Source organism: Tardiphaga sp. 285_C5_N1_2 (assembly GCF_052076065.1).
Classification (GTDB): domain Bacteria; phylum Pseudomonadota; class Alphaproteobacteria; order Rhizobiales; family Xanthobacteraceae; genus Tardiphaga; species Tardiphaga robiniae.
In genome coordinates, this window is sequence record NZ_CP197241.1 from 5758645 (window position 1) to 5784250 (window position 25606).

Here is a 25606-nt window from a genome sequence, read left to right on the forward strand (position 1 = left end):
CACAAACAAAAAGGGCGGCCCTTCGGCCGCCCTTTCGCAACTCATCTCGCGTGAGCGAAAATTACTCCGCTGCAGTCGCGCCTTCGGCGGCCTTCTGCTTGGCTTCGAGATCTTCGCCGGTCTCCTGATCGACAGCCTTCATCGACAAACGCGTCTTGCCGCGATCGTCGAAGCCGAGCAGCTTGACCTTGACCTTGTCGCCTTCCTTGACGACGTCGGAGGTCTTCTGCACGCGACCGCCGGCGAGCTGGCTGATGTGAACCAGACCATCCTTGGCGCCGAAGAAGTTCACGAACGCACCGAACTCCATGACCTTGACCACGGTGCCTTCATAGATCGCGTTGAGCTCCGGATCGGACGCGATCGACTTGATCCACTTGATCGCAGCCTTGATCGACTCACCATCGGATGAGGCCACCTTCACGGTGCCGTCGTCTTCGATGTTGACCTTGGCGCCGGTCTTTTCGACGATCTCGCGGATCACCTTGCCGCCGGTGCCGATCACTTCACGGATCTTGTCGGTAGCGATCTTGAAGGTCTCGATGCGCGGTGCGTATTCGCCGAGCTCGGCACGGGCGTTGTTGAGCGCCTTCGACATCTCACCGAGAATGTGAATGCGGCCTTCCTTGGCCTGGCCCAGAGCGACCTTCATGATCTCTTCGGTAATACCGGCGATCTTGATGTCCATCTGCAGCGAGGTGATGCCGGTATCGGTACCAGCCACCTTGAAGTCCATGTCGCCGAGGTGATCTTCATCACCCAGGATGTCCGACAGAACCGCGTAGCGCGCGCCTTCGAGGATCAGGCCCATGGCGATACCCGCCGTCGGGCGCTTCATCGGAACGCCCGCATCCATCAGCGCCAGCGAAGCACCGCAGACCGATGCCATCGACGACGAACCGTTGGACTCGGTGATTTCCGACACCACGCGCACGGTGTACGGGAATTCGTGGTGACCCGGCAGAACCGGATGGATCGCGCGCCAGGCGAGCTTGCCGTGACCGATTTCGCGACGCTTGGTGCCGCCCATACGACCGGTCTCGCCAACCGAGTAGGGAGGGAAGTTGTAGTGCAGCAGGAACGTCTCTTTGTACGTTCCTGACAGCGAGTCGATGTACTGCTCGTCTTCACCGGTGCCGAGCGTGGTCACGACCAGCGCCTGGGTTTCACCGCGGGTGAACAGCGCCGAACCGTGGGCGCGCGGCAGCACGCCGACTTCGGCGACGATCGGACGAACCGTGGTCAGGTCGCGGCCATCGATACGCTTCTTGGTGTCGAGGATGTTCCAGCGAACGATCTTCGATTCCAGTTCCTTGAACACGCCGGCGATGCGGAGCTTGTCGTATTTCGGCTCCTGACCTTCCGGGAAGTAGTGCGCCATCGCCTTCGCCTTGACGGCGCCGACGGCAGCGTAGCGGTCCTGCTTCACAGGGATCGCGTAAGCAGCGCGCAGCTCGGTTTCGACGAGACCGAGCATTTCCTTCTCGATTTCGCTGTCATCGATGGTCTTGACCTCGCGCGGCTCCTTTGCGGCCTTCTCGGCGAGCTCGATGATCGCCTTGATGACCGGCTGGAAGTGGCGGTGACCGAACATCACGGCGCCGAGCATCACGTCTTCGTTGAGCTCCTTGGCTTCCGATTCCACCATCAGCACGGCATCGCCGGTGCCGGCGACGACGAGGTCGAGATTGGTGTCGGCCATTTCGTCGAGGGTCGGGTTGAGCACGTATTCATCATTGATGAAGCCGACGCGGGCCGCACCGATCGGGCCCTGGAACGGGGCGCCGGAAATCGTCAGCGCAGCCGAGGTGGCGACCAGCGCGAGAATGTCCGGATCGTTCTCCATGTCGTGCGACAGCACGGTGACGACGATCTGGGTTTCATTGCGCCAGCCATCGACGAACAGCGGGCGGATCGGGCGATCGATCAGGCGGGAGACCAGCGTCTCCTTCTCGGTCGGACGACCTTCGCGCTTGAAGTAGCCGCCGGGAATGCGGCCGGCTGCATAGGTCTTCTCGATGTAGTCGACGGTCAGCGGCAGGAAGTCGATGCCATCCTTGGCAGTCTTCGCGGCGACGACGGTGGCGATAACGACGGTCTCGCCATAGGTGGCGATGACGGCGCCGTCAGCCTGACGGGCAACCTTGCCGGTTTCCAGCTTGAGCGGACGACCGCCCCAATCGATCTCGACGGAGTGAACATTAAACATCTTAGGTTTCTTTCATGGGTTCACGGAGGACGTGACGGCCAAAAACACTGAAGTCCAAAACACAAAAGCCATGCGCAAGACGGCAAGAAGCTGTTCGCGATGTCGCGAAATCAGCGTCCGGCGATCCTGCCATGGCTCTGGTATTCTGAATGGCGTCCATCCTTCCGATGGTCGCGGGGATCTTTGGAGGATCGCGCCGCGCGACGGGCACCTTGCCCGTCATCGTCCAGTTGCCGGATTGCTTCTGAACGTTATCGCGAAAGCCGCACATGGCTTCCGCTACAAAAAACGCGCGCAAAGGGTTTTTGCGCGCGTGATTTCGCTTAGCGGCGAATGTTGTGCTTCTCGAGCAGCGCCTTGTAGCGCGCCTCGTCCTTGCGCTTGATGTAGTCAAGCAGCGAACGACGCGTGGAGACGAGCTTCAAAAGACCACGGCGGGAATGGTTGTCCTTGGTGTGGGTCTTGAAGTGTCCGGTCAGGTTGGCAATGCGCTCGGAGAGGATCGCAACCTGGACTTCCGGCGAACCAGTGTCGCCGGTCTTGTTGGCATTGGTCTTGATGACTTCCGCTTTGCGTTCTGCGGTAATCGACATCGTCAGTTACTTTCTTTGCGGGCCGAACTGGCGGTCAGTCCGGTCAGGTTAAACACGCGCTTGGGGATGAGTTCGCCGTTGCCAACTTCAGCGAGGGCCAATAATCGCCCTGCCACCGTGACATAAACTGTGCCGCTACAATCGGGCGCATCCCGTCCGCGCAACAAAACGGCCTGGCCCCGATGGAGCCTTGCCGCATCCGCCCGTGTGACGGCCAGTGCCGGGATGTCGTCCAGCGCGGTCTCAACGGGCAGTAGCGCGTCGGCGAGGCTACCCTCGCCAGACGCGGCTCTATCGCACAAAGCCTCCAACTGTTCCAGCGGAATCATGTCGGCTTCGGCGAAAGGTCCGACCAGGGTACGCCGGAGCGCACTGATATGGCCGTAGCAGCCGAGTAAACGGCCGATATCGCGGGCCAGCGCACGCACGTAAGTGCCCTTGCCGCACTCGGCTTCGAACACGGCATGATCGCTATCTGGCTGTTCTGTCAGGACTAATTCGTGAATCACAACCGGTCGGGGAACCAGCGGCACCACCTCGCCGTCGCGGGCGAGATCATAGGCGCGCTCGCCCTGAATCTTGATCGCCGAGTATTGCGGCGGGGTCTGTTCGATATTGCCGGTAAATTGCGGCAGCAGCGCCCTGATCTGGTCGGCCGTTGGCCTATTCGGGCTGGTGAAGGTCGCACGGCCCTCGGTGTCGTCGGTATCGCGTTCCTCACCCCAGGCGACCGTGAAGCGATAGCGCTTGCGGCCGTCCATCACGAACGGAACCGTCTTGGTGGCTTCGCCGAGCGCGATCGGCAGACCGCCGGACGCCAACGGATCGAGGGTACCGGCATGGCCGGCGCGCTTGGCCTGGAACAGGCGCTTGGCGATCGCGACCGCCTGGGTCGAGGTCATGCCGATCGGCTTGTCGAGGATCACCCAGCCATGGACGTCGCGCTTGTCGCGCCGGACCTGGCCCTGCTGACGCTGCTTGCCGCCCTGATGGCGGGGATCGTTATTGCCGCGATGGCCCTGATGCTGACGCTGGTCATTGCCGCCGCGGTCACCTTGCTGACCGTGGTCGCCGTGCTGCACGGCCGGAGAGAGGGTGGGCTCGCCATTGCCCGCTTCATCGAGGCGTGAATCGAGGGCGGCGGCTGGGGTCGTCACAGTCATTCGTTTTCGTCCGAGTCTGGTTTGAGGTCGCGCGCAACGGCAGGCGTGCGCAAAAGTTTGTCGATGCGTTCGGCTTCGTCGAAGCGCTCATCGATGCGGAAGCGGAGATCGGGGGCGTATTTGAGGTTCACGCGATACGCGACCTCGGTTCGCAGGAAGCTCTTGTTCGCCGCAAGCGCCTTCAGCACCGGTTCGGTGTTCTGGCCGCCGAGCGGCATCACATAGACGGTGGCGAGCTTGAGATCGGGCGACATCTTCACCTCGGGCACGGTGATGATGGTGGTCTGCAGAACGGGATCGTGGACCCCACCTTGGGACAGGATATCGGCAATCGCGTGGCGCATCAGCTCGCCAACGCGCAATTGACGCTGCGAGCCGCCCGGCGCGGCAGATTTTTGGTGATGCTTGGGCATCGGTTTCCCTACGAAAACAAAATTCGTCATGGCCCGGTTTGTCCCGGCCATCCACGACTGCTCTTTTGAAATTCAAAAACGTGGATGCCCGGCCATCTAGCGAAGCTAGCTTCGCGCAGGCCGGGCATGACGTCTCGTTTAAATCCGGTCTCTCTGTAAGATTTGGACTTACAGGGAGCGCTGGATGGTCTCTACGCGGTAACACTCGATCACGTCGCCGGCGCGCATGTCGCCGTAGTTCTCGAACGCCATGCCGCATTCCTGGCCTGACGCCACTTCCTTCACTTCGTCCTTGAAGCGCTTCAGTGTCGACAGCTTGCCTTCGTGCACCACGACGTTGTCGCGGATCAGGCGCACATTCGCGCCGCGCTCCACGGTTCCGTCGGTGACGCGGCAACCCGCAACCTTGCCGACCTTCGAGATGTTGAACACTTCGAGGATCTGCGCATTGCCCAGCATGGTTTCGCGCAGTGTGGGCGCGAGCAGACCGGACATGGCTTTCTTCACGTCATCCACGAGGTCGTAGATGATGTTGTAGTAGCGGATTTCGATGCCGTTGCGCTTGGCAGCAGCGGCGGCTTCCTTGTTGGCACGAACCGAGAAGCCGATGATGGCGGCGTTGAAGCCTTCCGCCAGCGTGACGTCCGATTCTGAAATGCCGCCGACGCCCGCATGCAGGATGCGCGCAGCGACTTCATCGGTACCGAGCTTCTCAAGCGAGCCGAGAATCGCTTCAAGCGAACCCTGCACGTCGGCCTTGATGATCAGCGGGAAGTCCTTGCGACCCGAGGTCTTCAGCTGGCTCATCATCTGCTCGAGCGAGCCGCGCATGCCATTGGTGGAGGCCGCGGACTTCTCACGCTTCTGATGCGCACGGTAGCCGGTGATTTCACGGGCTCGGGCTTCGTTCTCGACCACGGCCATACGATCGCCAGCTTCCGGCGGACCGTTGAAACCGAGCACTTCGACCGGCACCGACGGACCTGCCGCGGTCAGTGTCTCGCCCTGATCGGAGATCAGCGCGCGGACACGGCCCATTTCGGCACCGGCCACGATGATGTCGCCGACCTTCAGGGTGCCGCGCTGAACCAGCACGGTCGCCACCGGACCACGACCACGATCGAGCTTGGCTTCGATCACGGTACCTTCCGCCGGACGCTCCGAATTGGTCTTCAGGTCGAGAATATCGGCCTGCAGTGCGATCATTTCCAGGAGCTTGTCGAGGTTGGTCTTGTTCTTCGCCGACACTTCGACGTCGACCACATCGCCGCCGAAGGATTCGACCTGCACGTCATGCTGCAGCAGTTCGGTGCGCACGCGCTCCGCCTTGGCGTCGGGCTTGTCGATCTTGTTGATCGCCACGATCATCGGCACGCCGGCTGCCTTGGCGTGGTTGATGGCTTCGATGGTCTGCGGCATGACGCCGTCATCGGCCGCCACCACAAGGATGACGATATCCGTGACCTTGGCGCCGCGGGCACGCATCGCGGTGAACGCAGCGTGGCCTGGCGTATCGATGAAGGTGATCTTCTTGCCGCTCTCGGGCGACGTGACCTGATAAGCGCCGATATGCTGCGTGATGCCGCCGGCTTCGCCGGACACCACATTGGCATGACGCAACGCATCGAGCAGCGAGGTCTTGCCGTGGTCGACGTGGCCCATGACGGTCACGACCGGCGAACGCGGCTCGGTATCGGTGGAATCGTCGACCTTGTCGAACAGACCTTCTTCAACGTCCGATTCGGCAACGCGCTTGACGGTGTGGCCCATTTCCTCGGCCACCAGCTGCGCGGTGTCGGCGTCGATGACGTCGTTGATCTTGTGGATCGCGCCCTGCTTCATGAGCAGACGGATAACGTCCACGGCGCGCTCGGCCATACGGTTGGCGAGTTCCTGAATCGTGATCGCTTCCGGGATCGTGACTTCACGAACCAGCTTTTCCTTCGGCTCGTTCGACTGATGACCCTTCAGACGCTGGGTGCGGCGACGGAACGAGGCGATCGAACGCTCGCGCACGTCGCCGGCCGACAGCGCGGTGACGACGGTGAGACGGCCGCGCTCCTTCTGCGGACCGGGCTTGGCAGTGGGCTTCGGCGCGATCACGGGGCGCGCGGCGCCGCCGGGACCACGGCGAATGACGCGTGGACCTTCATCCTCGTCGGTGCCGTCGGCAGCAACGCCGGGCGCACGCGCAGGCGTAGTTGAGGGGGCGCCAGGACGGGCCGTCGTCGTGGCCGGCTTGGCAGCCTTCGCATCGGCTTCAGCCTGACGGCGCTTGGCCTCGACTTCGGCGCGGCGCTTGGTTTCTTCTTCCTGGCGGTGACGCTCTTCCTCGGCCTTGCGACGGGCTTCGGCAGCTTCACGCTCTTCCTGTTCCTTGAATTCCTTGGTGTTGCGGCGAGCTGCCTCGATCTCGGCGAGGCGACGCTCTTCCTGCTCGCGCACGCGGGCATCGGCCAGCGCGCTGGCGCGGGCATTGCGCTCTTCTTCGGTCAGGGTGCGGAGCACAACGCCCGAACCCGAACGGGCCGGAGGCTGCGGGCGCTGCGGCGCGCGCGACGGCGGCGCTGCGGGAGGCGGAGCAGAGCTGCGTCCTGCCGGAGAAGGGGCAGCGGTGCGGGAAGCCGGTGCGGCCGGTGCAGGCGCAGCGGCGCGCGCAACCGGCGCCGCGGGCGCAGCAGTTGCAGCGGGAGCAGCCGGCGCAGCAGCAACGGGAGCTGGTGCAGCAGTCTCGACAGGTGCGGGAGCAGCAGTTGCTGGCGCGGCGACAGGCGCAGCCGCGGGCGCATCGCCGGGCATGCGGCGCTTGCCGCGCTTCTCGACCACCACCTGCTTGGTGCGGCCATGGCTGAAGCTCTGGCGCACAGTGCCCTGCTCGACGCGCGGCTTGAGCGTCAAGGTCTTGCTGGGAACGCTCAGAGTCTTGTCACCAGGCGTTTTCGTATCAACCATTCAGCAGTCCTAATCTTGTTGCGTTGTGCGCGGTCGCACAGTCGTCGAAGTTTCGATCAGCGAGATCGTTGGCGTCAGCGGCTCCGTCTCCGGCGCAGCAGTTGTCAGCGAAGCTTTGGCGCTTGCGTTGATGTCGTCGTCAGCCAGCCGGTATTGGACCAGAGTCTGGCTGCGCGACAGGAACGTTTTGCCCGCCGGGCCCGTAAGCACGGCAGCATGTATCACATTTGACCGCCCCAATGCCAAATCCAATTCATCGGAGCTTAAAACCGTAATGATCGGCAGTTTCGGCGCGTCGTCGCCGGATTCCGCGTCAAATTCCACGCGTTGCCGGGCAACGCTGTCCAGTTTACGGATTCCGTCGGGGGCGCCGTTGGAGGCGTGGAGAAGAACACCGACCGTTCCGCGGCGCAGGGCGTCTTCGACCTTGGTGAAGCCGGAAACCACCTGACCGGCCTTGGCAGTTATGGCCAGCGCCTCGATGACGCCACGCACCATGAGCTTGTCGGTGTCGTCGGCCAGGGTCGGCGACGCCTTGACCGCTTTCTTGAAGCCCTTGGCAAAAAGATTGCGCTTCGCCGCCTCGGTCACCGCCTTGCGGGAGGCCGTGACCCAGAGGCCGCGGCCGGGAAGCTTGCGCTTCAGATCCGGGATCGCCTCGCCCGTGGGCGCGACGACGAACCGGATCAGTTCATCGATCGGGCGCACGCTCCGCGTAACCACGCACATCCGCATCGTCCCGGGCTTGGTGCTCCGGGGGCCGTTGTCCAGATCTGCTTGGTCAGCAATGGCGAGCATGCGCGTGGCATTGTCCTTACGCTTCTTCGGTGGCGTCGAGCGGCGCACCCTTGTCGAGATCGGCCTGGGTGATCCAGCCGGCCACGACGCGGGCCTGCATGATCAGATGCTCGGCGTCTTCGCGCGAAATTTCGCTGGCATCGAGAATGCCCGGGTGCTTGGTCGGCTCGGAGCCTTCCTTGCGTTCGGTCCAGCCCACCAGATCGTCAGTGGCGCAGCCGGCAAGATCCTCGACGGTCTTGATGTCGTTTTCGCCGAACTTGACCATCATCTTGAGGGTCACGCCCGGAACGTCCTTCAAAGCGTCTTCCACACCCAGTTCCTTACGTTTGCCTTCGAGTTCAGCTTCGAGCTGCTCAAGGTATTCACGTGCACGGCTCTGCAATTCGGCCGCTGTTTCGTCGTCGAAGCCCTCGATGCCCGACAGTTCCTTGGCATCGACCATCGAAAGTTCTTCCACCGAGGTGAAACCTTCCGACGCGAGCAGCTGACCGACGACTTCGTCGACGTTCAGCGCTTCCATGAAGACGCGCGTGGAATTTTCGAAATCGGCCTGGCGACGTTCGGATTCTTCCTGCTCGGTCAGGATGTCGATATCCCAGCCGGTCAGCTGCGAAGCCAGGCGCACATTCTGGCCGCGACGACCGATCGCAAGGGATAGCTGGTTATTCGTGTCGGGAACGACAACCTCGATGCGCTCACGATCTTCATCGATCACGACTTTCGAGACTTCCGCCGGCGCCAGCGCGTTCACCACGAAAGTGGCGATATCCGGCGACCATGGAATGATGTCGATCTTCTCGCCCTGCAGCTCGTTGACCACGGCCTGCACGCGGGAACCACGCATACCGACGCAAGCGCCGACCGGATCCACCGACGAGTCGCGCGAGATCACGCCGATCTTTGCACGCGAACCGGGATCGCGGGCCACGGCCTTGATCTCGACGATACCGTCATAGATTTCAGGCACTTCCTGCGCGAACAGCTTGGCCATGAACTGCGGATGGGTGCGCGACAGGAAGATCTGCGGACCGCGTGTTTCGCGGCGCACATCAAACACATAGGCGCGAACGCGGTCGCCGTTGCGGAACACTTCGCGCGGCAGCATCTCGTCGCGGCGCACGATGGCTTCGCTGCGGCCGAGATCGACGATCACCGAACCGTATTCGACGCGCTTGACGATGCCGTTGACGATCTCGCCGATGCGATCCTTGAATTCCTGGTACTGCCGGTCACGCTCGGCTTCGCGCACCTTCTGCACGATGACCTGCTTGGCGGACTGCGCGGCGATACGGCCGTATTCCAGCGGCGGCAGCGTGTCGGCGATGGTGTCGCCGATCTGCGCACCCGGATTGGCGCGCTGCGCGTCAAACAGCGAGGTCTGGAAAGACGAATTCTCGACGTCCTCGACCACCAGCATGTGGCGGGTCAGAGAGAGCTGGCCGGTCTTGGGATGAATCTCGGCATGCACATCGGTCTCGGAACCGTAACGCGCGCGGGCCGCTTTCGCGATCGCCTCTTCCATCGCCTGGATGACGATGTTGCGGTCGATCGATTTTTCGCGCGCGACGGCGTCGGCGATCTGCAGCAGTTCGAGTTTATTGGCGCTGACAGCGGCCATAGCTCATTCTCCTTCGATGGGATCGATTTCGCCTCGGCGCGCACGGTCGGCGGCCAGACGATGTTCTTTGGTATTCTTCGGCAAAGGCTTCTTGGCAGCTTTCGCGACCTTGAGTTTCGGCTTCGGCGCAAAGCTCTTTTTCGGATCGCTGCGCTTGGCATGCGGTGCCGGCGGCGGCGCGAGACCGAGCTCCCGCTTGAGATCAAGCTCGGCGTGCTTACCGCGGCGCATGGACTCGGCGATCAGCTCGTCGGTCAGCACCAGACTGGCATTGGAGATATCTTCCAGCGGCAACCGCGTGATGGGGTCCTCGCCGTCGCGGGCGCCTTCCCGATCGATCAGGACCACGTCGCCTTCGATAGCGCCGAGCAGGCCACGGAAGCGTTTGCGGCCGCCGACGGCGACAGCCATCTCGATCTTAACCAGATAGCCATGATAGCGCTCGAAATCGGAGCGTCGGACCAGCGGACGATCGATGCCGGGCGAGGAAATTTCGAGGCGATAGGCGCGCTGGATCGGATCGGCGACGTCCATCACCGGCGACAGCGCGTGTGAGATCGCCTCGCAGTCCTCGACCAGCATGGTGCCATCCGGCCGCTCCGCCATGATCTGCACGGTGCAGCCGAGCTCGCCGGAAATTTTGATCCGCACCAGGCGGTAACCGAGGTTTTCGAGCACGGGCGTGGCGACTGCCGATACCCGCGCCGCAGCACCCGGCTCGATCACCAAGCGCGGCTCGGAAAGCAGCTCGGTATCAACGGTTTCTGGGTTTTGGTCGGTCATGTCCAGGATCGAAGTATTCCGGTTGGAGGACGTCTGAATGCGCGTGCAGCCTGCAGAAGTGTATCGCGTCGGGCTTTCGGCCCTTTTGGACCCGGGCGAGCCCCGCCGGATTATCGGCCAAGGTCCGTTCAGGTAATAAAAAAGAGCGGGTCCCGAGGGGCCCACTCTCAAACGCGATCGTATGAGAACCTAATAAGTTGTGGGCGATATAGCCCTTTTCCGGAGCCCCGGCAAGGCCGCAGTGGCTGCCCCGCAATATTTCTGCAACCCGCGGTAGCCCAATCCTGCGGACTAACCGTTCCTTCATCAACCCCATCTAGGGTGCCCCAGCCTTTCCGTATGGTGGTGTTGAGTATTTTTTGATGGCTGAGGCGAAATCGCTCATTCCCGGGCTGGAGAACATCGTCAGAGATGGCGATCCTAAGCGGCGCGGCGAAGCGGTGCGTAAGATTTCCGAGCTTTTCCTAAGGGGCGCATCCCGTTTTCAACCGGCACATGTCGATCTGTTCGACGGCGTTCTGACGAGTCTGGTTCCACAAACCGAGGTCGAAGCACGCACAGAGCTGGCCGAACGGCTGTCCGATCTCGTCAACGCACCGCCGCAACTGGTGGCCTTGCTCGTCCGCGATGACGAGATCCTGATCGCCGGGCCGCTGTTGCGCCGCTCACCCTTGATCGACGAACCGACACTGGTCGACATCGCCAAGGCCCAGGGCCAGTCGCATCTGCTGGCGATCTCCGATCGCTCGACGCTGACCCCGCGCATTACCGACGTGATCGTCCGCCGCGGCGACCGCGACGTGATCCGCCGCGTGGCCGGCAACGCCGGTGCGGCTTTCTCGCAGCTCGGCTATACCGGCCTCATTCGCCGCGCCAGCGATGATGGCGCCCTCGCCGTCACGGTCGGGCAGCGCGACGATCTCGCGCCGGAACAACTCAAACACCTGTTGGCACAGTCGGTCGAGGTGGTTCGCCGTCGGCTGTTCGACGCCGCCGCCCCCCAACTGCGCAACGCGATCAACCGCGCGATGCAGGACATCACCGGTACGCCGACGCATCTGGCCGTCACCCGCGACTTCGCCACCGCGCAGCGTGCCATTCGCAAGCTCCACCAGGCCGACGAGCTGGACGAAGGCGCTTTGTTGCGCTTTGCCCGCGCCCATCAATATGAGGAAACCGCCGCCGCCCTCGCCGCTCTGTCGGGCGTGCGGATCGGGACCATCGACCAGCTCCTCAAAGGCGACCGCGACGATCCGATGCTGATACTCGGCAAATCGATCGGGATTTCCTGGGCCACTGTCCGCGCCCTGATGACGCTGCGTCTCGGCCCCGGCCGTTCGCCTGCCGCCGCCGATGTCGAGGAAGCCCGACAGAATTTCGAGCGCCTGGTGCCCGCCACGGCACAGCGTGTGCTGACCTTCTGGCAGACCCGCGAGACCGCCTCAGCGATTCCCCTGCCGCTCTGATCCACTGGGGTTCTCCGGGGCCGCAGCCCGCCGCTCCCGTTTGCGCCACTCCGCCACAAAACTCACGAACGCCGCCAAAGCCGGCGGCGGCTGCCGACGGCTTGGATAATACAGGAACGGCCCCGGGAATGGCGGCAGCCAGTCCTCCAGCACGCTGACCAGCCTCCCGGTCGCGAGGTCGTCCCGCACATAGCCCTCAAACACCGCGTAAAAGCCAAGTCCGTCCCGGGCCGCTTCCAGCCCGAGCCGGGAATAACTCGCCAGCAGCGGCCCCCGCGGCGGGATCCTGACCACCTGGCCGTCCTTTTCGAACTCCCATTCCGGGATAGAACCGTTGTCGAAACGCGTTCTGATGCAGCAATGCTGCAGCAATTGCTGCGGTGCAATAGGTCGTCCATGCTGCGCAATATATTGCGAAGAAGCCACCATCACGAAGCGTTGCGGTGGCCCCAGCGAGACCGCGATCATGTCCTGCGCCAGATCCTCGCCATAGCGAATGCCGGCGTCGAAACCCTTGGCGACGATGTCGATCAATGACGTCTCGGCAACGATCTCAAGCTCAATCTGCGGATATTGCTGCAGAAATGGCGTGACCATCGGCGCCACCACGATATCGATGGCTGGTGCTGGACCGTTGATCCTGAGGCGGCCAGAGGGCACATCACCGAAATCGCGAACTTGCTGCAGCGCAGCATGGACATCGCCCATAGCCGGAGCGATTTTGCGTTGCAGCAATTCTCCAGCCTCGGTAAGCGCAACACTGCGCGTTGTGCGATGCAGCAAACGAACGCCAAGCCGCTCTTCCATGTCGCGCAACCGCTGGCTCAGGCTGGACACCGACACATGGGTCTCCACCGCCGCCCGCCGGAAATTCCGGGTCCGTGCAACTGCCAGAAAGGCCGCCAGATCGCGCAGATCGAGATCGCTCATTGTTCGACAGAGTGAACAAGCCTTTCGGGATTGTCCAGCTTATCGGATCAATGGAGCGGGCTCATATCGGGGCGGCAGCGGCAAAGGATCGGTCCGGCCGCATTCTGGGAGAACCACAGTGAAACACCTTCAACTCGGAAAGACTGGCCCCACAGTGGGCGCGCTCGGCCTCGGCTGCATGGGCATGTCGGATGTCTACGGCCCGGCCGACCGAGGTGAAAGCATCGCCACCATCCACGCCGCGCTGGAGGCCGGCGTTACCCTGATCGACACCGGCGACTTCTACGCTATGGGCCATAACGAGCTGCTGATTGCCGAGGCCCTGCGTGGCCGCAACCACGATAACCTGCAGCTTTCGGTCAAATTCGGCGGTATGCGCGATCCCGCCGGTGCCTTCATGGGCTTCGACAACCGCCCGATAGCGATCAAGAATTTCGTGGCCTATTCGCTGGTGCGGCTCGGCGTCGAGGTCATCGACATCTACCGCCCCGCGCGGCTCGACCCCAATGTGCCCATCGAGGACACCGTTGGCGCCATCGCCGACCTGATCAAGGCCGGCTATGTCAAACATATCGGCCTCTCCGAAGTCGGCTCCGAGACCATCCGCCGTGCCCACAAGGTGCATCCCATCACCGACCTGCAGATCGAATATTCGCTGATCTCGCGGGGCATAGAGGACGACATCCTGCCGACGTGCCGGGAGCTCGGCATCGGCATCACGGCCTACGGCGTGCTGTCGCGCGGCCTGATCGGTGGCCACTTCACCAAGAACGGGATGAACGCGAGGGACTATCGCAGCCACAGCCCACGCTTCAGCGCTGCGAATATCGATCGGAATCTGGCGCTGGTCGACAAAATCCGCGCTGTCGCCGACGACATCGGCGCTTCGGTCGCACAGGTCGCCATCGCCTGGGTCGCCGCACAGGGCCAGGACATCCTGCCCGTGGTCGGCGCCCGGCGACGGGATCGGCTCACTGAAGCGCTGGGATCGCTGGAGGTGAAACTCACGCCCGCGCATCTCAGGGCTTTGGCAGAGGCGATCCCGGCCGATGCGGCAGCCGGCGGCCGTTATCCAGACGAGCATCTCGCGCATATGGACAGTGAAAAGAAGCGGGCGTGAGACGACACAGGCCAATGGCATCCCTCCCCCCTTTGCGGGGAGGGATTAAGAAAGCGCCTCACAAATATGCGCTCAAATCCCTGATGCTCGGCGCATCCCCGTTGAGCGGATTCGCCGGATCGCGCCCGTAACGCAGCGTCTCGAAGCGCATGTTGCGGGCGTCGATCATCAGCAGACGCCCGACCAGCCCTTCACCAAAGCCCACGATCTCGCGGATCGCTTCCAGCGCCATCATCGAGCCAACCATACCGGCCAGCGCACCCATGACGCCGGCTTCCTGGCAGCTCGGCACCGTGCCCGGCGGCGGCGCTTCGGGAAACAGACAGCGATAGGTCGGGTTCAATACACCCGAGGCGTTGGCCTCATGGGCACGGATCGTGGTCAGCGACGCATCGAAAGTGCCGAGCGCAGCGGAGATCAGAGGTTTCTTCGCGAGATAGCAGGCATCCGACAGCAGATAGCGCGTGGTGAAATTGTCGGAACCATCGAGCACGATGTCGTAGCCCGACAACAGCGCCATCGCATTCGCTGCATTGAGCCTGACGGCATGGCCGATAAATCTGACATGCGGATTGAGCGCATGGATCTTTGCAGCGGCGCTGTCGGTCTTCAACGCGCCGATATCCGGCGTTGCGTGAATGACCTGCCGCTGCAGGTTTGACAGCGACACAGTGTCGTCATCGACCACACCGAGCGTGCCGATGCCCGCGGCCGCCAGATACATCAGCGCCGGTGCGCCAAGCCCGCCGGCGCCGATCACAAGCACTTTCGCGCCCTGCAGCGCGGTCTGGCCGGGACCGCCGACCTCGCGCAACACGATGTGACGCGCATAGCGCTCGAGTTCATCGGCATTCAGCATCGCAATAGTCGCTCCAAACTCCGACCCTCATGGTGAGGAGCGCGCTTCTTGCGCGCGTCTCGAACCATGAGATGAACAGCTCATCCTTCGAGACGGCGCTGAAGAAGCGCCTCCTCAGGATGAGGCCACAGATCAGGTCCCGCATTGTCGTGAACCCTTCCCGCGCTGTCACCGACCCACGAGATGTGCTTAATTCCACCGAAATCAATCACCAGCTTCAAGACCGGACATGTCATGAGATCGATGCTTTCAGCAACATTGATGATCGTGGCAGCCTCTGCGGCTCACGCACAGGTGCAGGCGACGCCTCCCGCGGTGCAGGGCATCAAGCCGAAGCCGGTCACCACCACACCGATCCGTCCGGCGCTGCAGACCCCTGCCGACACCGCCAATGCCATGGCGCAGGCCGAGCGGCTCGGCATTCAATCGGATCTGGCATGGACCGGGCAGTATAACGGCGCCATCACCGGCGAGGTCTCGGATCGCATGGTCAATGCGATCAAGACGTTCCAGAAGGACAACGGCGCCAAACAAACCGGCGTGCTGAACCCGCAGGAGCGCGATCTGCTGCGCGCGGCAGCGAGGAAACTTCAGGACAATGTCGGCTGGAAAATGGTCACCGACATGGTGACCGGCGCACGGCTTGGCATTCCCGGCAAGCTGGTGCCGCAGCAGGCCTCCGACGCGAACGGCAGCAAATGGTCGTCCTCCACCGGCACGGTCCAGATCACGCTGGCGCGCCGCAAGGAGGACACGCCCTCCACCGCGAAACTCGCCGAGGCCGAGCGCAAGGAGCCCGGTCGCAAGATCGACTATCAGGTCGTCAAGCCGGATTTCTTCGTGCTGTCCGGGTTGCAGAACCAAAAGAAGTTCTACATCCGCGGCCAGTTCAAGGACTCCGAGGTCCGCATCCTCTCGATCTTCTACGATCAGGCCACCGAAGGCACCATGGAGCCGGTGGTGATCGCGATGTCGTCTGCCTTCAACGCATTCCCCGCAGGGGCGCAGGCGATGGGTCCGCCGCCGCGCAAGAAGGTCGAATATGCCAGCGGAATCGTCGTGAGCGATGACGGCGCCATCGTCACCGATCGCCAGGCAGTCGATGGCTGCATGTCCATCGTCGTGGCCGGTTACGGCAATGCCGACAAAGTCGCCGAAGATAAAGTGCGCGATCTCGCATTGCTGCGCATCTATGGCGCGCGCGAGCTGAAGCCGCTGTCGCTTGGCGCTGGCGCAGCGAAGCCCAATCTCGATCTCGTAGGGATCGCCGATCCGCAAAACCAGGGCGGCGGCGCAGCCGTCACCAGCGTGAAGGCAACCACCACACCGATCGGCACCGGAAGCGAACTGGCGCTGTCACCCGCACCGGGGCTCGGCTTTTCCGGCGCGGCCGCCATCGACAGCGACGGCAAATTCGCGGGCCTCGCGCAATTGAAGCCGCTGCTCGTAGCCGGCCCGCCGAATGCAGCGCCACAGGCGGCTCTGGTGCCCGCGGAACTCGTGCTGAATTTCGTGAAAGCGAATGGCGTGAGCGCGAACAGCAGCTCGACCGATGCCAAGGCCGCGATGGTGCGCGTGATCTGCGTGCGGAAGTAGTTTTCGCTGGAAATTAGCTCTCTTTTGGCCTATGCTTAAGCATATGCCACGGAGGTGCCGATGACCGACTCCCGTCACGTCAGGCTGTTTCGTAACGGTCGCAATCAGGCGGTCCGCATTCCCGTTGAATTCGAGTTACCGGGCGACGAAGCTGTCATGCACCGCGACGGCGACAGGCTCGTAATCGAGCCCGTACGCAAGCGCGGCCTGCTGGCATTGCTTGATACGATGGTGCCATTCACAGAAGAATTTCCGGACGTCGATGCAGGCCTGCGCCCGCTACGGGACATCAAGCTGTGAGCACACCACGCTACATGCTTGATACAAACGTCGTCTCGGATCTGATCCGAAATCCGGCGGGTCGTGTAGCCAAGAGAATTCGTAAACTCGGCGCCGAGGGATTTTGCGTCAGCATCATTACGTCCGCCGAATTGCGGTTCGGATGCGCCAAACGTAATTCACCGCGGCTCACGCAACTCGTAGAGCAGGTGCTGAATGAGCTCGATATCCTGCCGCTGGAAAGTCCGGCCGACACCGAATACGCCCGCATTCGCCACGACCTCGAAAAGAAGGGCGTCCCCATCGGCCCGAATGACCTGCTGATCGCGGCTCACGCTTGCGCCGTCGATGCCACGCTGGTGACTGCGAATGCGAAAGAATTCAAACGGGTGAGCGGTCTGAAAGTCGAGAACTGGCTGTCATAGGCAACCGCCTGTCCGATGCTCTAATCCACTTCCTCGTACATCGCATCCATCTGCGCCGCGAACGGCGTTGCGCGCGGCGGCGGCGCGGCAGGGGCGCGGATGATCCGGCGTTCGAGCTGTTCGCGGTTCTGCTGCTCGACGAATTTCACTGCGAAACCGCCCTGGAGATGGCGCACCACGCGGCCGACGCAGGCGCCGACGGCGAGCGGCGTTCCGACCTCTGGCTGCACGTCGGCCGAGATCGCGGCGCCGGACACGGACATGTCGATGACGAAGCAGTTCTTCATACTGCCGTCGGCGAAGGTCAGCATGGAATGCGGGCTCGCAGGAATGAGGCGCGCCTGCTTGCGCTCTTCCCGCACCGTGGGGTCTTTCTGGAATTTCTCCAGCCAGGTCAACTTGTCTGACAGCTTCTGCCGCATCGGCGGCGTCATGTTGAGTTCGAGCAGGAAGCTGCCGGAGATGGTGTCGCTGATGCGGCCTTCGAGCTGACCGAAGTCGCCGAAATAAGGCGTGATGCGATCGCCGATACGACCCACCACCGGCACATCGACAATCATCCGGAACGGCGAGACGCGGCTGGTCCGGCAGGCAAAGCTGCGCGGATTGCCTGCGGAATCCAGCCAGTTCGACAGCGTATATTGCCCGCTGACAACGACGTTGACGGCGCGCTGCTTGAGGAATTTTTCGACGGACACAGGTTCATCCTCTACGGTACATTTCCACCACCATAGAAAACCCAACCACGCCAGCATTTGCGCCCGCCTTGGTTATTGCGTTACTTATATACCCCTTCAAGTTGAGGAAATATTACCGGCAGATCCCGGCGATTGGCGCTATCGAGCGGCGGAGGATGCTCTGCCTCAGCCGGGCACCCGCCCCTTGATGGCATTGGCGCGGGCACTGCAGGTGATACGACCGGTTGCATCCTCCGAAAGTCCCGTCCGGACGCGCGATTTGAGCTGCACAATCTCCTCCGGCGTCATCGCCGTCAGAGCTGCCTTCACCGATGGCCCTGCAGACGAGGCCGACCAGAAGTCGTCGAAATCGGTGAAGGCACGGGTGACATCGATCACGCGGGTTTCGACGTCCACTAGGCCGGCGGAGGTCCACAGCGACTGCATCACGTCGAGGCGCGATGCGTCCACGCTCGGCGGAAGCGACGGCATCTGGCCCATCTTCAGCAATTCACCCAGGATCGGCTGCAGCGGAAAGCCGCCGCCATCCATATCCCAGGCATAGGCGGCCACCGTGCCGCCGGGTGACACGACACGCACCATCTCCGCAACGCCCTTCGACGGCTCCGGCACGAAGAAGATCACCAGCGCCATCACGGCGACATCGAAGGACTTGTCGGAAAACGGCAGTGCCATTGCGTCGCCCAGATGAAACGCCGCCATCGCAGCACCCGGCCGCGTCCGCGCATAGGCAAGCTGCGGCTCCGAGGGATCGATACCGTCGATCACCGACGGCGCATGGCGCTCGGCGATCAGCTGCGTGAAGGCGCCGTTGCCGCAGCCGACATCGACCCAGGCAAGACCCGGCTTTGGCGCCACCCAGTCCAGAAAGACCTCGCCGGCGCTGCGGCTCCAGACGCCCATCATCCGCTCATAGGACGCGCCGTCATTGAAGCGGATGGAGGGAGACGATGCGTCGGTCATAGGGAGTCCTCAATACGTGTTGGCAGCAGATCATGGCCGGAAATGCCGGGCGCGCAACCACGTTGCCTTCACGGTGGGATCGGCGCGATGCGCACGCATCGGCACAGTTGTTGCTTGGTTTATCGCAAGCAGAACAGTTCGCGACGTCCCGAGGCGTCACCCTGTTACAGAGGAGAGCGAGATGAAGGTCGGCGTATTCATTCCAATCGGGAACAATGGCTGGTTGCTCTCTGAAAATGCCCCGCAATACATGCCGACTTTCGACCTCAACAAGGAGGTGACGCTAAAAGCCGAACATTACGGACTCGATTTTGTGCTCTCGATGATCAAATTGCGTGGCTTCGGCGGGAAAACCGAATTCTGGGATCACAATCTGGAATCCTTCACCTTGATGGCCGGGTTGGCCGCAGTGACCAAGCGAATAAAACTGTTCGCCACGGCAGCGACGCTCGTGATGCCTCCCGCGATTGCCGCGCGCATGGCTGTGACCATCGATTCGATTTCACATGGCCGCTTCGGCCTCAATCTCATCACCGGCTGGCAACGTCCCGAATATTCGCAGATGGGGCTTTGGCCGGGCGATCAATATTTCGCACGCCGTTACGAATATCTTTCGGAATATGTCGAGATCCTCCGCGAGCTTTGGCAGACCGGTGCCTCGGATCGCAAAGGCGAATTCTTCCAGATGGAAGACTGCCGCGTTAGCCCGCGGCCGCAAGCCGATATGAAGATCATTTGCGCCGGCCAGAGCGGCGCCGGAATGGCCTTCTCCGCAAAATACGCCGACTACAATTTCTGCTTCGGCAAAGGCATCAACACCCCGACCGATTTCGCACCCGCCGCCGAACGGCTGGCCGAGGCTACGCATGACACCGGCCGACACGTGACGACCTATGTGCTGTTCATGGTGATCGCGGCCGAGACCGATGAAGCCGCGTTCGCAAAGTGGGAGCACTACAAAGCCGGCGTGGATCACGAAGCGGTCGCCTGGCTGGGCGTACAGGGTGCCGTCGACACCAAGTCAGGCAAGGACACCAACATCCGCCAGATGGCGGACCCTACATCAGCGGTCAACATCAACATGGGGACCTTCGTCGGCTCTTTCGCCAATGTCGCCCGCATGCTCGACGACGTCGCCACCGTGCCGGGGACCGAGGGCGTATTGCTCACCTTCGACGATTTCGTCCAGGGCGTTGAAGACTTCGGACAACACATTCAGCCGCTGATGACATCGCGTAAGGGAGTTGCGGAGGCGGCGGCAGAGGCATTGAAAGACATGTGACTGTCGATATCAATGTGACTGTCGATATCAAGAAGAGTCGCCGACAAGGTCAGCCCCGACTCGGTGTCACCTCTGACACTTCGGGCACCAGAAGGTCGACCGTCCGTTCTGCACGAAGCGCTTCACGATGCCTGAACAGCCATCGGTTTGGCACGGCTCGCCTTCGCGGTCATAGACCTGAAACGAGTGCTGGAAGTAACCGAGCTCGCCATCGGTCTGGCGGTGGTCGCGCAGCGACGAGCCGCCGGCCTTGATGGCCTGATTCAGCACCTCGTGGATTGCCGTGACCAGTCGTCTGGAATGATCGGTCGGCTCGCCCTTCTTGGTCGCCAGTGTCGCGGCCAGCCGCCGCGGCGACAGATGCGAGCGAAACAGCGCTTCGCAGACATAGATGTTGCCGAGGCCCGCGACGACGCGCTGATCGAGCAGCGCGGCCTTGAGGCTGGTCTTCTTGCCGGCGGTGGCGCCGGCCAGCATGGCTGCATCGAATTCGTTGCCCAGCGGCTCGGGGCCGATGTCCTTCAGGAACGGCTCGTTCTCGATCTCGCTGCGCGCAAAGATCTTCATGAAGCCGAAACGGCGGGGATCGTTGTAGATCACCGACGGGCCCGACGACATGTGAAAGACGACGTGATCGTGTGCCCGCTCGTCGCTGCGCGGATGATGGAAGGCACCCGGCATCACGTTATTTTCATCAGACACAACCCGGAACGAGCCGGACATGCCGAGATGCATCAGCAGTACGTCGCCGGAATCCAGATCCGCCAGCAGATATTTGGCGCGGCGGCCAAGGCTGGCGACGGTCCGGCCCTGCAACCTGTCGGCAAAATCCGGCTGAAACGGAAACCGCAGGTCTTTTCGCCTGAGATCCAGACGGGTGATCTTCGACCCTTCCATGGCCGGCTGCAGGCCCCGGCGGACGGTCTCGACTTCGGGTAATTCAGGCATGATTCACGTCATTCACCTTGAGAGGCTGACGTGATAGCCCCATTGCCGCAGGCGCGCTATGGTCCGCCGCGATGAGGCTTTTGAGATGAAAACGATGGATCAGCCGGGCGAAACCACCCATTTCGGCTTCAGGGACGTCCCCGTAGGCGACAAGCAGACGCTGGTGAACGATGTGTTCCACAGCGTGGCCCGGCGCTACGACCTGATGAACGATCTGATGTCCGGCGGCATGCATCGCGTCTGGAAGGACGTGATGATCAACGCGCTCAACCCGCCGCGCTCGGACGCGCCGTTTGCCCTGCTCGATGTCGCCGGCGGCACCGGCGACATTTCCTTCCGCGCCGCCAAGGCGTCGGGCCTCGGCTTCTCGGCGACGGTCTGCGACATCAACACCGGCATGCTCGATGTCGGCCGCGAGCGCGCCATTACCCACCATCTCGAACATCAGGTCTCCTTCGTCGAGGGCAATGCAGAAGAGTTGCCATTCGCCGACAAGAGCTATGACGCCTATACGATCGCCTTCGGCATCCGCAACGTGCCGCGCATCGACCGCGCGCTCGCTGAGGCCTATCGCGTGCTGAAGCCGGGCAGCCGTTTTCTCTGTCTCGAATTCTCGACCGTCGACGTCCCCGGTCTCGACAAGATCTATGACCTGTTCTCGTTCAAGGTCATCCCGCCGCTCGGCAAGGCGGTCACCGGCGACTCTGAGTCGTATCAGTATCTCGTCGAATCGATCCGCAAGTTTCCGAAGCCGCCAATTTTCGCCGACATGATCCGCGAGGCCGGCTTCTCCCGCGTGAAGTACGAACTCCTCTCGGGCGGCATCGTCGCGCTGCATTCGGGCTGGCGTTTGTGATCTCGGCACTCAATCATATGGCGCGGCTGGCCCGCGCCGGTTTCGTGTTTGCGCGCGAAGGCGTGTTCGGCGTCGTCGATCCCTCGCTGGTGCCGCCGCCGGGACAGCTCGCGCTACGCATGGCGCGGCTCATTGAGCGGCCCGGCGCGAAATCGGGCGCGCGGCTGTCGCGCGCGCTGACCCGGCTGGGACCTGCCTATCTGAAGCTCGGCCAGTTTCTCGCGACGCGGCCCGACGTGGTCGGCGTCGCCATGGCGCGCGATCTCGAAAGCCTGCAGGACCGGCTGCCGCCGTTCTCCCTGACCGAAGCCGAAGGTGTCGTCGCCGCTTCGCTGGAACGCCCTGTGGCGCAGCTCTATGCGAGCTTCAGTCCGCCGGTCGCCGCGGCCTCGATCGCACAGGTGCATCGCGCCGAGATAGACAAGGATGGTGTCCGCAAGACCTACGCCGTGAAAGTGCTGCGCCCGAATGTCGCCGCGCAATTCCGCCGCGACCTCGGCGATTTCGCTTACGTCGCCCACAAGGCCGAAGAGCATTTTTCCGAAGCGCGGCGCCTTCGCCTGATCGAGATCATCACCACCATGTCGCGCTCGGTGGCGATGGAGATGGATCTTCGGCTCGAAGCCGCAGCACTCTCCGAGATGGCGGAGAACACCCGCAACGATTCGGATTTCCGCGTGCCGGAAGTGGACTGGGATCGTACCTCGCACAATGTGCTGACGATGGAGTGGATCGACGGTATCGCACTGAACGATCACAAGGGCCTGGAAGAATCCGACGTCGATCTGCCGGACCTTGGCCGCAAGGTGATCCAGAGCTTCCTGCGCCACGCGCTGCGTGACGGCTTCTTTCATGCCGACATGCACCCCGGCAATCTGTTCCTCGATCCTGACGGCCGCCTCGTCGCCGTCGACTTCGGCATCATGGGCCGGCTCGGTCTGAAGGAGCGCCGCTTCCTCGCGGAGATTCTGCTGGGCTTCATCACCCGCAACTATCGCCGCGTCGCCGAAGTCCACTTCGAGGCCGGCTATGTGCCCGGTCACCATTCAGTAGAAAATTTCGCGCAGGCGATCCGTGCCATCGGCGAGCCGATTCACAATCGCACGGCCGAAGAAATCTCGATGGCCAAGCTGCTGACGCTGCTGCTCGAGGTCACCGGCCTCTTTGATATGCGCACGCGGCCGGAATTGATCCTGCTGCAGAAGACCATGGTCGTGGTCGAAGGCGTCGCGCGAAGCTTCGATCCCAAGCTCGACATCTGGAAGGTCGCCGATCCCGTTGTCCGCGAATGGATCGAGCGCAATCTCGGCCCATTGGGCAAGATTCAGGGTGCGCTCGCCGGCGCCGGCGAACTCGGCAAGGTCGCCGGCAGTCTGCCGGCCCTGGCAACACGGGCGCTGACGGTGCTGGAACAGTTGGAGACCATGACCCGCGACGGCGTCAGGCTCGATGACGCGACCATTGCCGCCATCGCGCGGGCACGGGCCAAGCAGCTCCGCTGGCGCACGGTTGGCGTCTGGGTGATCGCCCTGTCGTTTCTGGGACTGCTGCTCTCGATTCGCTAAGACTGATTGCAGTGCTGGCATTTTATGCTAGCATTGCCATCAAAATAGCGCGAGACGCCTCATGGCCAGCCTGACGATCCGCAAGCTCGACGACGCCATTCGCGACGAATTGCGACTGCGTGCTGCCCGCAACGGACGGTCGGTCGAGGACGAGGTGCGGGTCATTTTGCGTGAGGCCTCGCAAGACGGCCTCACGACTGACGCAAGATTTCCGCAAGACGCGCCAAACCCGGAAAACCCACCCAAGCCCTTGAAAAACATCGGCGATCAGCTCCGCGTCACGCTGATCATCGGCGGCGGAATCGCAGCCTATAAAGCGCTCGATCTGATCCGCCGCTTGAAGGAACGCGGCATCCATGTCCGCGTGGTGCTGACCCGGGCCGCGCAGCAATTCGTCACCCCGCTGGCCGCCAGCGCGCTGTCCAACGAGCGCGCCTACACGGACCTGTTCGATCCGCAGAGCGAATTCGATGCCGGGCATATTCGCCTTGCGCGTGAATGCGATCTCATTGTTGTGGCGCCTGCGACGGCGGACCTGATGGCGAAGATGGCCAACGGCCACGCTGATGATCTGGCGTCCGCTGTTCTGCTCGCATCCGACAAACCGATCCTGATTGCGCCGGCGATGAATCCACTGATGTGGAATAACGCCGCGACGCGCCGCAACGTCGCGCAATTGCAGCGTGACGGCATCAGGATGATCGGGCCGAATGCCGGCGAGATGGCCGAACGCAACGAAGCCGGCGTCGGTCGCATGGCCGAGCCGACCGAGATTGCGATTGCGGCTCACACCTTCCTGCGGCCGCCGCGCGCGCAACCGCTGGCGGGCAAGCGCGTGCTGATCACTGCAGGCCCGACGCATGAGCCGATCGATCCGGTGCGTTACATCGCCAATCGCTCGTCCGGCAAGCAGGGCTATGCGATCGCCGCGGCGGCACGGGACGCGGGCGCCGAGGTCATTCTCGTCTCGGGCCCGGTCGATCTCGACGAGGTGCCGGGCGTGTCGATGACGCATGTCGAATCCGCGCGTGAGATGCTCGCCGCGGTTCAGGCAGCACTGCCCGTGGACATCGCGATCTTCGCGGCGGCCGTGGCCGACTGGCGCGTCATCAATGAAGGCGCCCAGAAGCTGAAGAAGACCGCCGGTGCTGCGATGGCGCCGCTGCAGCTCACGGAAAATCCCGACATCCTCGCGACGATCTCGAAACTCCCCGAACATCGTCCACCCCTCGTGATCGGTTTCGCCGCCGAGACCGAACACCTGATCGACAACGCCAAAGCCAAGATCGCGCGCAAAGGCTGCGACTGGATCGTCGCCAATGACGTCTCGCCCGCGACCGGCATCATGGGCGGCGACGATAATACCGTGCATCTGCTGACGCGCAGCACGGACAGCGCGGATATCGCCGTTGATTCGTGGGCGCCGATGAGCAAGGAACAGGTCGCGACGACCTTGGTCGCACGAATCGCCGACACCGTGACGCAATCCACGAAAGACCAATCATGAGCGCTGCCATCCCCGTTCAGGTCGACGTCCAGCAGCTCCCGCATGGCGCTGGCCTGGCGCTACCGGCCTATCAGACCGCGCATGCTGCCGGCCTCGATCTGCTCGCCGCGGTCCCCGAAGACCAACCGATGATTCTCGCCCGCGGCAAATATGCGCTGGTGCCGACCGCGCTGACCATCGCGCTGCCGCCGGGCTATGAGGCGCAGGTGCGCCCGCGCTCCGGCCTTGCCGCCAAGCACGGCATCACCGTGCTGAATTCACCAGGCACCATCGACGCCGATTACCGCGGCGAGATTGGCGTGCTGCTGATCAATCACGGCCCCGCGGATTTCACGATCAAACGCGGCGAGCGAATCGCCCAGATGGTGATCGCGCCGGTCACGCATGCGGAACTCGTGGTGGTCGCGGCGCTCAGCGAAACCGAACGCGGCAGCGGCGGCTTCGGATCCACCGGCCGCTAGCGCGTATTTCGTCACATCGTGCAGCATTTGAATCAAATCCGCCTGCATTTTTTAACCGGGGACTCTGCGTTCACGGTCTGGACTCTTACCCGGCGACTCCCGAAGCGGATATTGTCGAA

Annotated in this window: 23 protein-coding genes; 10 read left to right on the plus strand and 13 right to left on the minus strand. The window is 62.7% G+C overall.

Going from position 1 to position 25606, the window contains the following annotated elements:
• Positions 1–61: 61 nt before the first annotated feature.
• The 8 genes from pnp to rimP all read right to left on the minus strand — a co-directional run bounded on the left by pnp (position 62) and on the right by rimP (position 10532).
• On the minus strand, positions 62–2209 hold the full coding sequence (gene pnp / locus AB7951_RS27245; protein ID WP_089266441.1) for a polyribonucleotide nucleotidyltransferase: 2148 nt from the start codon (positions 2207–2209) through the stop codon (positions 62–64).
• 323 nt (positions 2210–2532) lie between these two features.
• Positions 2533–2802, minus strand: coding sequence for a 30S ribosomal protein S15 (rpsO, locus tag AB7951_RS27250; RefSeq protein ID WP_068734145.1), 270 nt, complete (start codon positions 2800–2802; stop codon positions 2533–2535).
• A 2-nt stretch (positions 2803–2804) separates the two neighbouring features.
• Positions 2805–3965 (minus strand): tRNA pseudouridine(55) synthase TruB, encoded by a 1161-nt coding sequence (gene truB, locus AB7951_RS27255; protein WP_093757901.1) that lies wholly within the window; start codon positions 3963–3965, stop codon positions 2805–2807.
• Positions 3962–4378, minus strand: coding sequence for a 30S ribosome-binding factor RbfA (rbfA, locus tag AB7951_RS27260; protein WP_068734171.1), 417 nt, complete (start codon positions 4376–4378; stop codon positions 3962–3964). The genes truB and rbfA overlap by 4 nt, the downstream gene beginning before the upstream one ends.
• Before the next feature lie 168 nt (positions 4379–4546).
• Positions 4547–7330 carry a translation initiation factor IF-2 gene (gene infB / locus AB7951_RS27265; protein ID WP_093757900.1) on the minus strand — a complete coding sequence of 928 codons (2784 nt, stop codon included), beginning with the start codon at positions 7328–7330 and terminating at the stop codon, positions 4547–4549.
• 9 nt (positions 7331–7339) lie between these two features.
• Positions 7340–8128: an RNA-binding protein gene (locus tag AB7951_RS27270; RefSeq protein WP_120288097.1), complete on the minus strand. Its 789-nt coding sequence runs from the start codon at positions 8126–8128 to the stop codon at positions 7340–7342.
• Positions 8129–8144: 16 nt separating this feature from the next.
• Complete coding sequence (gene nusA / locus AB7951_RS27275; protein ID WP_068734140.1) at positions 8145–9749, minus strand: transcription termination factor NusA; 1605 nt, start codon at positions 9747–9749, stop codon at positions 8145–8147.
• 3 nt (positions 9750–9752) lie between these two features.
• Complete coding sequence (rimP, locus tag AB7951_RS27280; RefSeq protein WP_120287753.1) at positions 9753–10532, minus strand: ribosome maturation factor RimP; 780 nt, start codon at positions 10530–10532, stop codon at positions 9753–9755.
• A gap of 362 nt (positions 10533–10894) precedes the next feature.
• Between rimP and AB7951_RS27285 the strand changes: the two genes are divergently transcribed.
• Positions 10895–11998, plus strand: a complete 1104-nt coding sequence (locus AB7951_RS27285; RefSeq protein ID WP_089266433.1) for a DUF2336 domain-containing protein — start codon at positions 10895–10897, stop codon at positions 11996–11998.
• Here the strand turns inward: AB7951_RS27285 and AB7951_RS27290 are convergent.
• Entirely contained in the window at positions 11975–12928 is a 954-nt protein-coding gene (locus AB7951_RS27290) for a LysR family transcriptional regulator (protein ID WP_120287752.1), read from the minus strand. The two genes, AB7951_RS27285 and AB7951_RS27290, sit on opposite strands and share 24 nt — an antisense overlap.
• A gap of 118 nt (positions 12929–13046) precedes the next feature.
• Here AB7951_RS27290 and AB7951_RS27295 point away from each other — a divergent pair, with 118 nt between their 5' ends.
• On the plus strand, positions 13047–14048 hold the full coding sequence (locus AB7951_RS27295; RefSeq protein WP_120287751.1) for an aldo/keto reductase: 1002 nt from the start codon (positions 13047–13049) through the stop codon (positions 14046–14048).
• Between the two features lie 58 nt (positions 14049–14106).
• On the opposite strand, the gene AB7951_RS27300 is transcribed toward AB7951_RS27295, so the two are convergent.
• On the minus strand, positions 14107–14907 hold the full coding sequence (locus AB7951_RS27300) for a molybdopterin-synthase adenylyltransferase MoeB (RefSeq protein WP_441256096.1): 801 nt from the start codon (positions 14905–14907) through the stop codon (positions 14107–14109).
• A gap of 234 nt (positions 14908–15141) precedes the next feature.
• Between AB7951_RS27300 and AB7951_RS27305 the strand changes: the two genes are divergently transcribed.
• From AB7951_RS27305 to AB7951_RS27315, 3 genes are read left to right on the plus strand one after another with little or no spacing between them, the layout of a single operon-like run.
• On the plus strand, positions 15142–16503 hold the full coding sequence (locus tag AB7951_RS27305; protein WP_120287749.1) for a serine protease: 1362 nt from the start codon (positions 15142–15144) through the stop codon (positions 16501–16503).
• A gap of 60 nt (positions 16504–16563) precedes the next feature.
• Complete coding sequence (locus AB7951_RS27310; protein ID WP_120287748.1) at positions 16564–16803, plus strand: AbrB/MazE/SpoVT family DNA-binding domain-containing protein; 240 nt, start codon at positions 16564–16566, stop codon at positions 16801–16803.
• 14 nt (positions 16804–16817) lie between these two features.
• Positions 16818–17207 carry a type II toxin-antitoxin system VapC family toxin gene (locus AB7951_RS27315; RefSeq protein WP_120287747.1) on the plus strand — a complete coding sequence of 130 codons (390 nt, stop codon included), beginning with the start codon at positions 16818–16820 and terminating at the stop codon, positions 17205–17207.
• A gap of 20 nt (positions 17208–17227) precedes the next feature.
• Here the strand turns inward: AB7951_RS27315 and AB7951_RS27320 are convergent, their stop codons facing one another.
• Positions 17228–17905: a PilZ domain-containing protein gene (locus AB7951_RS27320; RefSeq protein WP_120287746.1), complete on the minus strand. Its 678-nt coding sequence runs from the start codon at positions 17903–17905 to the stop codon at positions 17228–17230.
• 165 nt (positions 17906–18070) lie between these two features.
• Positions 18071–18868: a class I SAM-dependent methyltransferase gene (locus tag AB7951_RS27325; RefSeq protein ID WP_120287745.1), complete on the minus strand. Its 798-nt coding sequence runs from the start codon at positions 18866–18868 to the stop codon at positions 18071–18073.
• Between the two features lie 181 nt (positions 18869–19049).
• On the opposite strand from AB7951_RS27325, the gene rutA reads away from it, so the two are divergent.
• Positions 19050–20150 carry a pyrimidine utilization protein A gene (rutA, locus tag AB7951_RS27330; protein WP_120287744.1) on the plus strand — a complete coding sequence of 367 codons (1101 nt, stop codon included), beginning with the start codon at positions 19050–19052 and terminating at the stop codon, positions 20148–20150.
• Between the two features lie 66 nt (positions 20151–20216).
• On the opposite strand, the gene mutM is transcribed toward rutA, so the two are convergent.
• The gene (mutM, locus tag AB7951_RS27335) at positions 20217–21098 is read right to left on the minus strand and encodes a bifunctional DNA-formamidopyrimidine glycosylase/DNA-(apurinic or apyrimidinic site) lyase (protein WP_120287743.1); all 882 of its coding nucleotides are present in this window, start codon (positions 21096–21098) and stop codon (positions 20217–20219) included.
• A 94-nt stretch (positions 21099–21192) separates the two neighbouring features.
• Between mutM and ubiE the strand changes: the two genes are divergently transcribed.
• The 4 genes from ubiE to dut all read left to right on the plus strand — a co-directional run bounded on the left by ubiE (position 21193) and on the right by dut (position 25487).
• On the plus strand, positions 21193–21954 hold the full coding sequence (gene ubiE, locus AB7951_RS27340) for a bifunctional demethylmenaquinone methyltransferase/2-methoxy-6-polyprenyl-1,4-benzoquinol methylase UbiE (protein ID WP_120288096.1): 762 nt from the start codon (positions 21193–21195) through the stop codon (positions 21952–21954).
• Positions 21951–23519 (plus strand): 2-polyprenylphenol 6-hydroxylase, encoded by a 1569-nt coding sequence (gene ubiB / locus AB7951_RS27345; RefSeq protein WP_120287742.1) that lies wholly within the window; start codon positions 21951–21953, stop codon positions 23517–23519. The genes ubiE and ubiB overlap by 4 nt, the downstream gene beginning before the upstream one ends.
• A 61-nt stretch (positions 23520–23580) precedes the next feature.
• Positions 23581–25026 carry a bifunctional phosphopantothenoylcysteine decarboxylase/phosphopantothenate--cysteine ligase CoaBC gene (gene coaBC, locus AB7951_RS27350; RefSeq protein WP_120287741.1) on the plus strand — a complete coding sequence of 482 codons (1446 nt, stop codon included), beginning with the start codon at positions 23581–23583 and terminating at the stop codon, positions 25024–25026.
• Positions 25023–25487 (plus strand): dUTP diphosphatase, encoded by a 465-nt coding sequence (dut, locus tag AB7951_RS27355; protein ID WP_120287740.1) that lies wholly within the window; start codon positions 25023–25025, stop codon positions 25485–25487. Before coaBC ends, dut begins: the two co-directional genes overlap by 4 nt.
• The last annotated feature ends 119 nt before the right edge of the window (positions 25488–25606 follow it).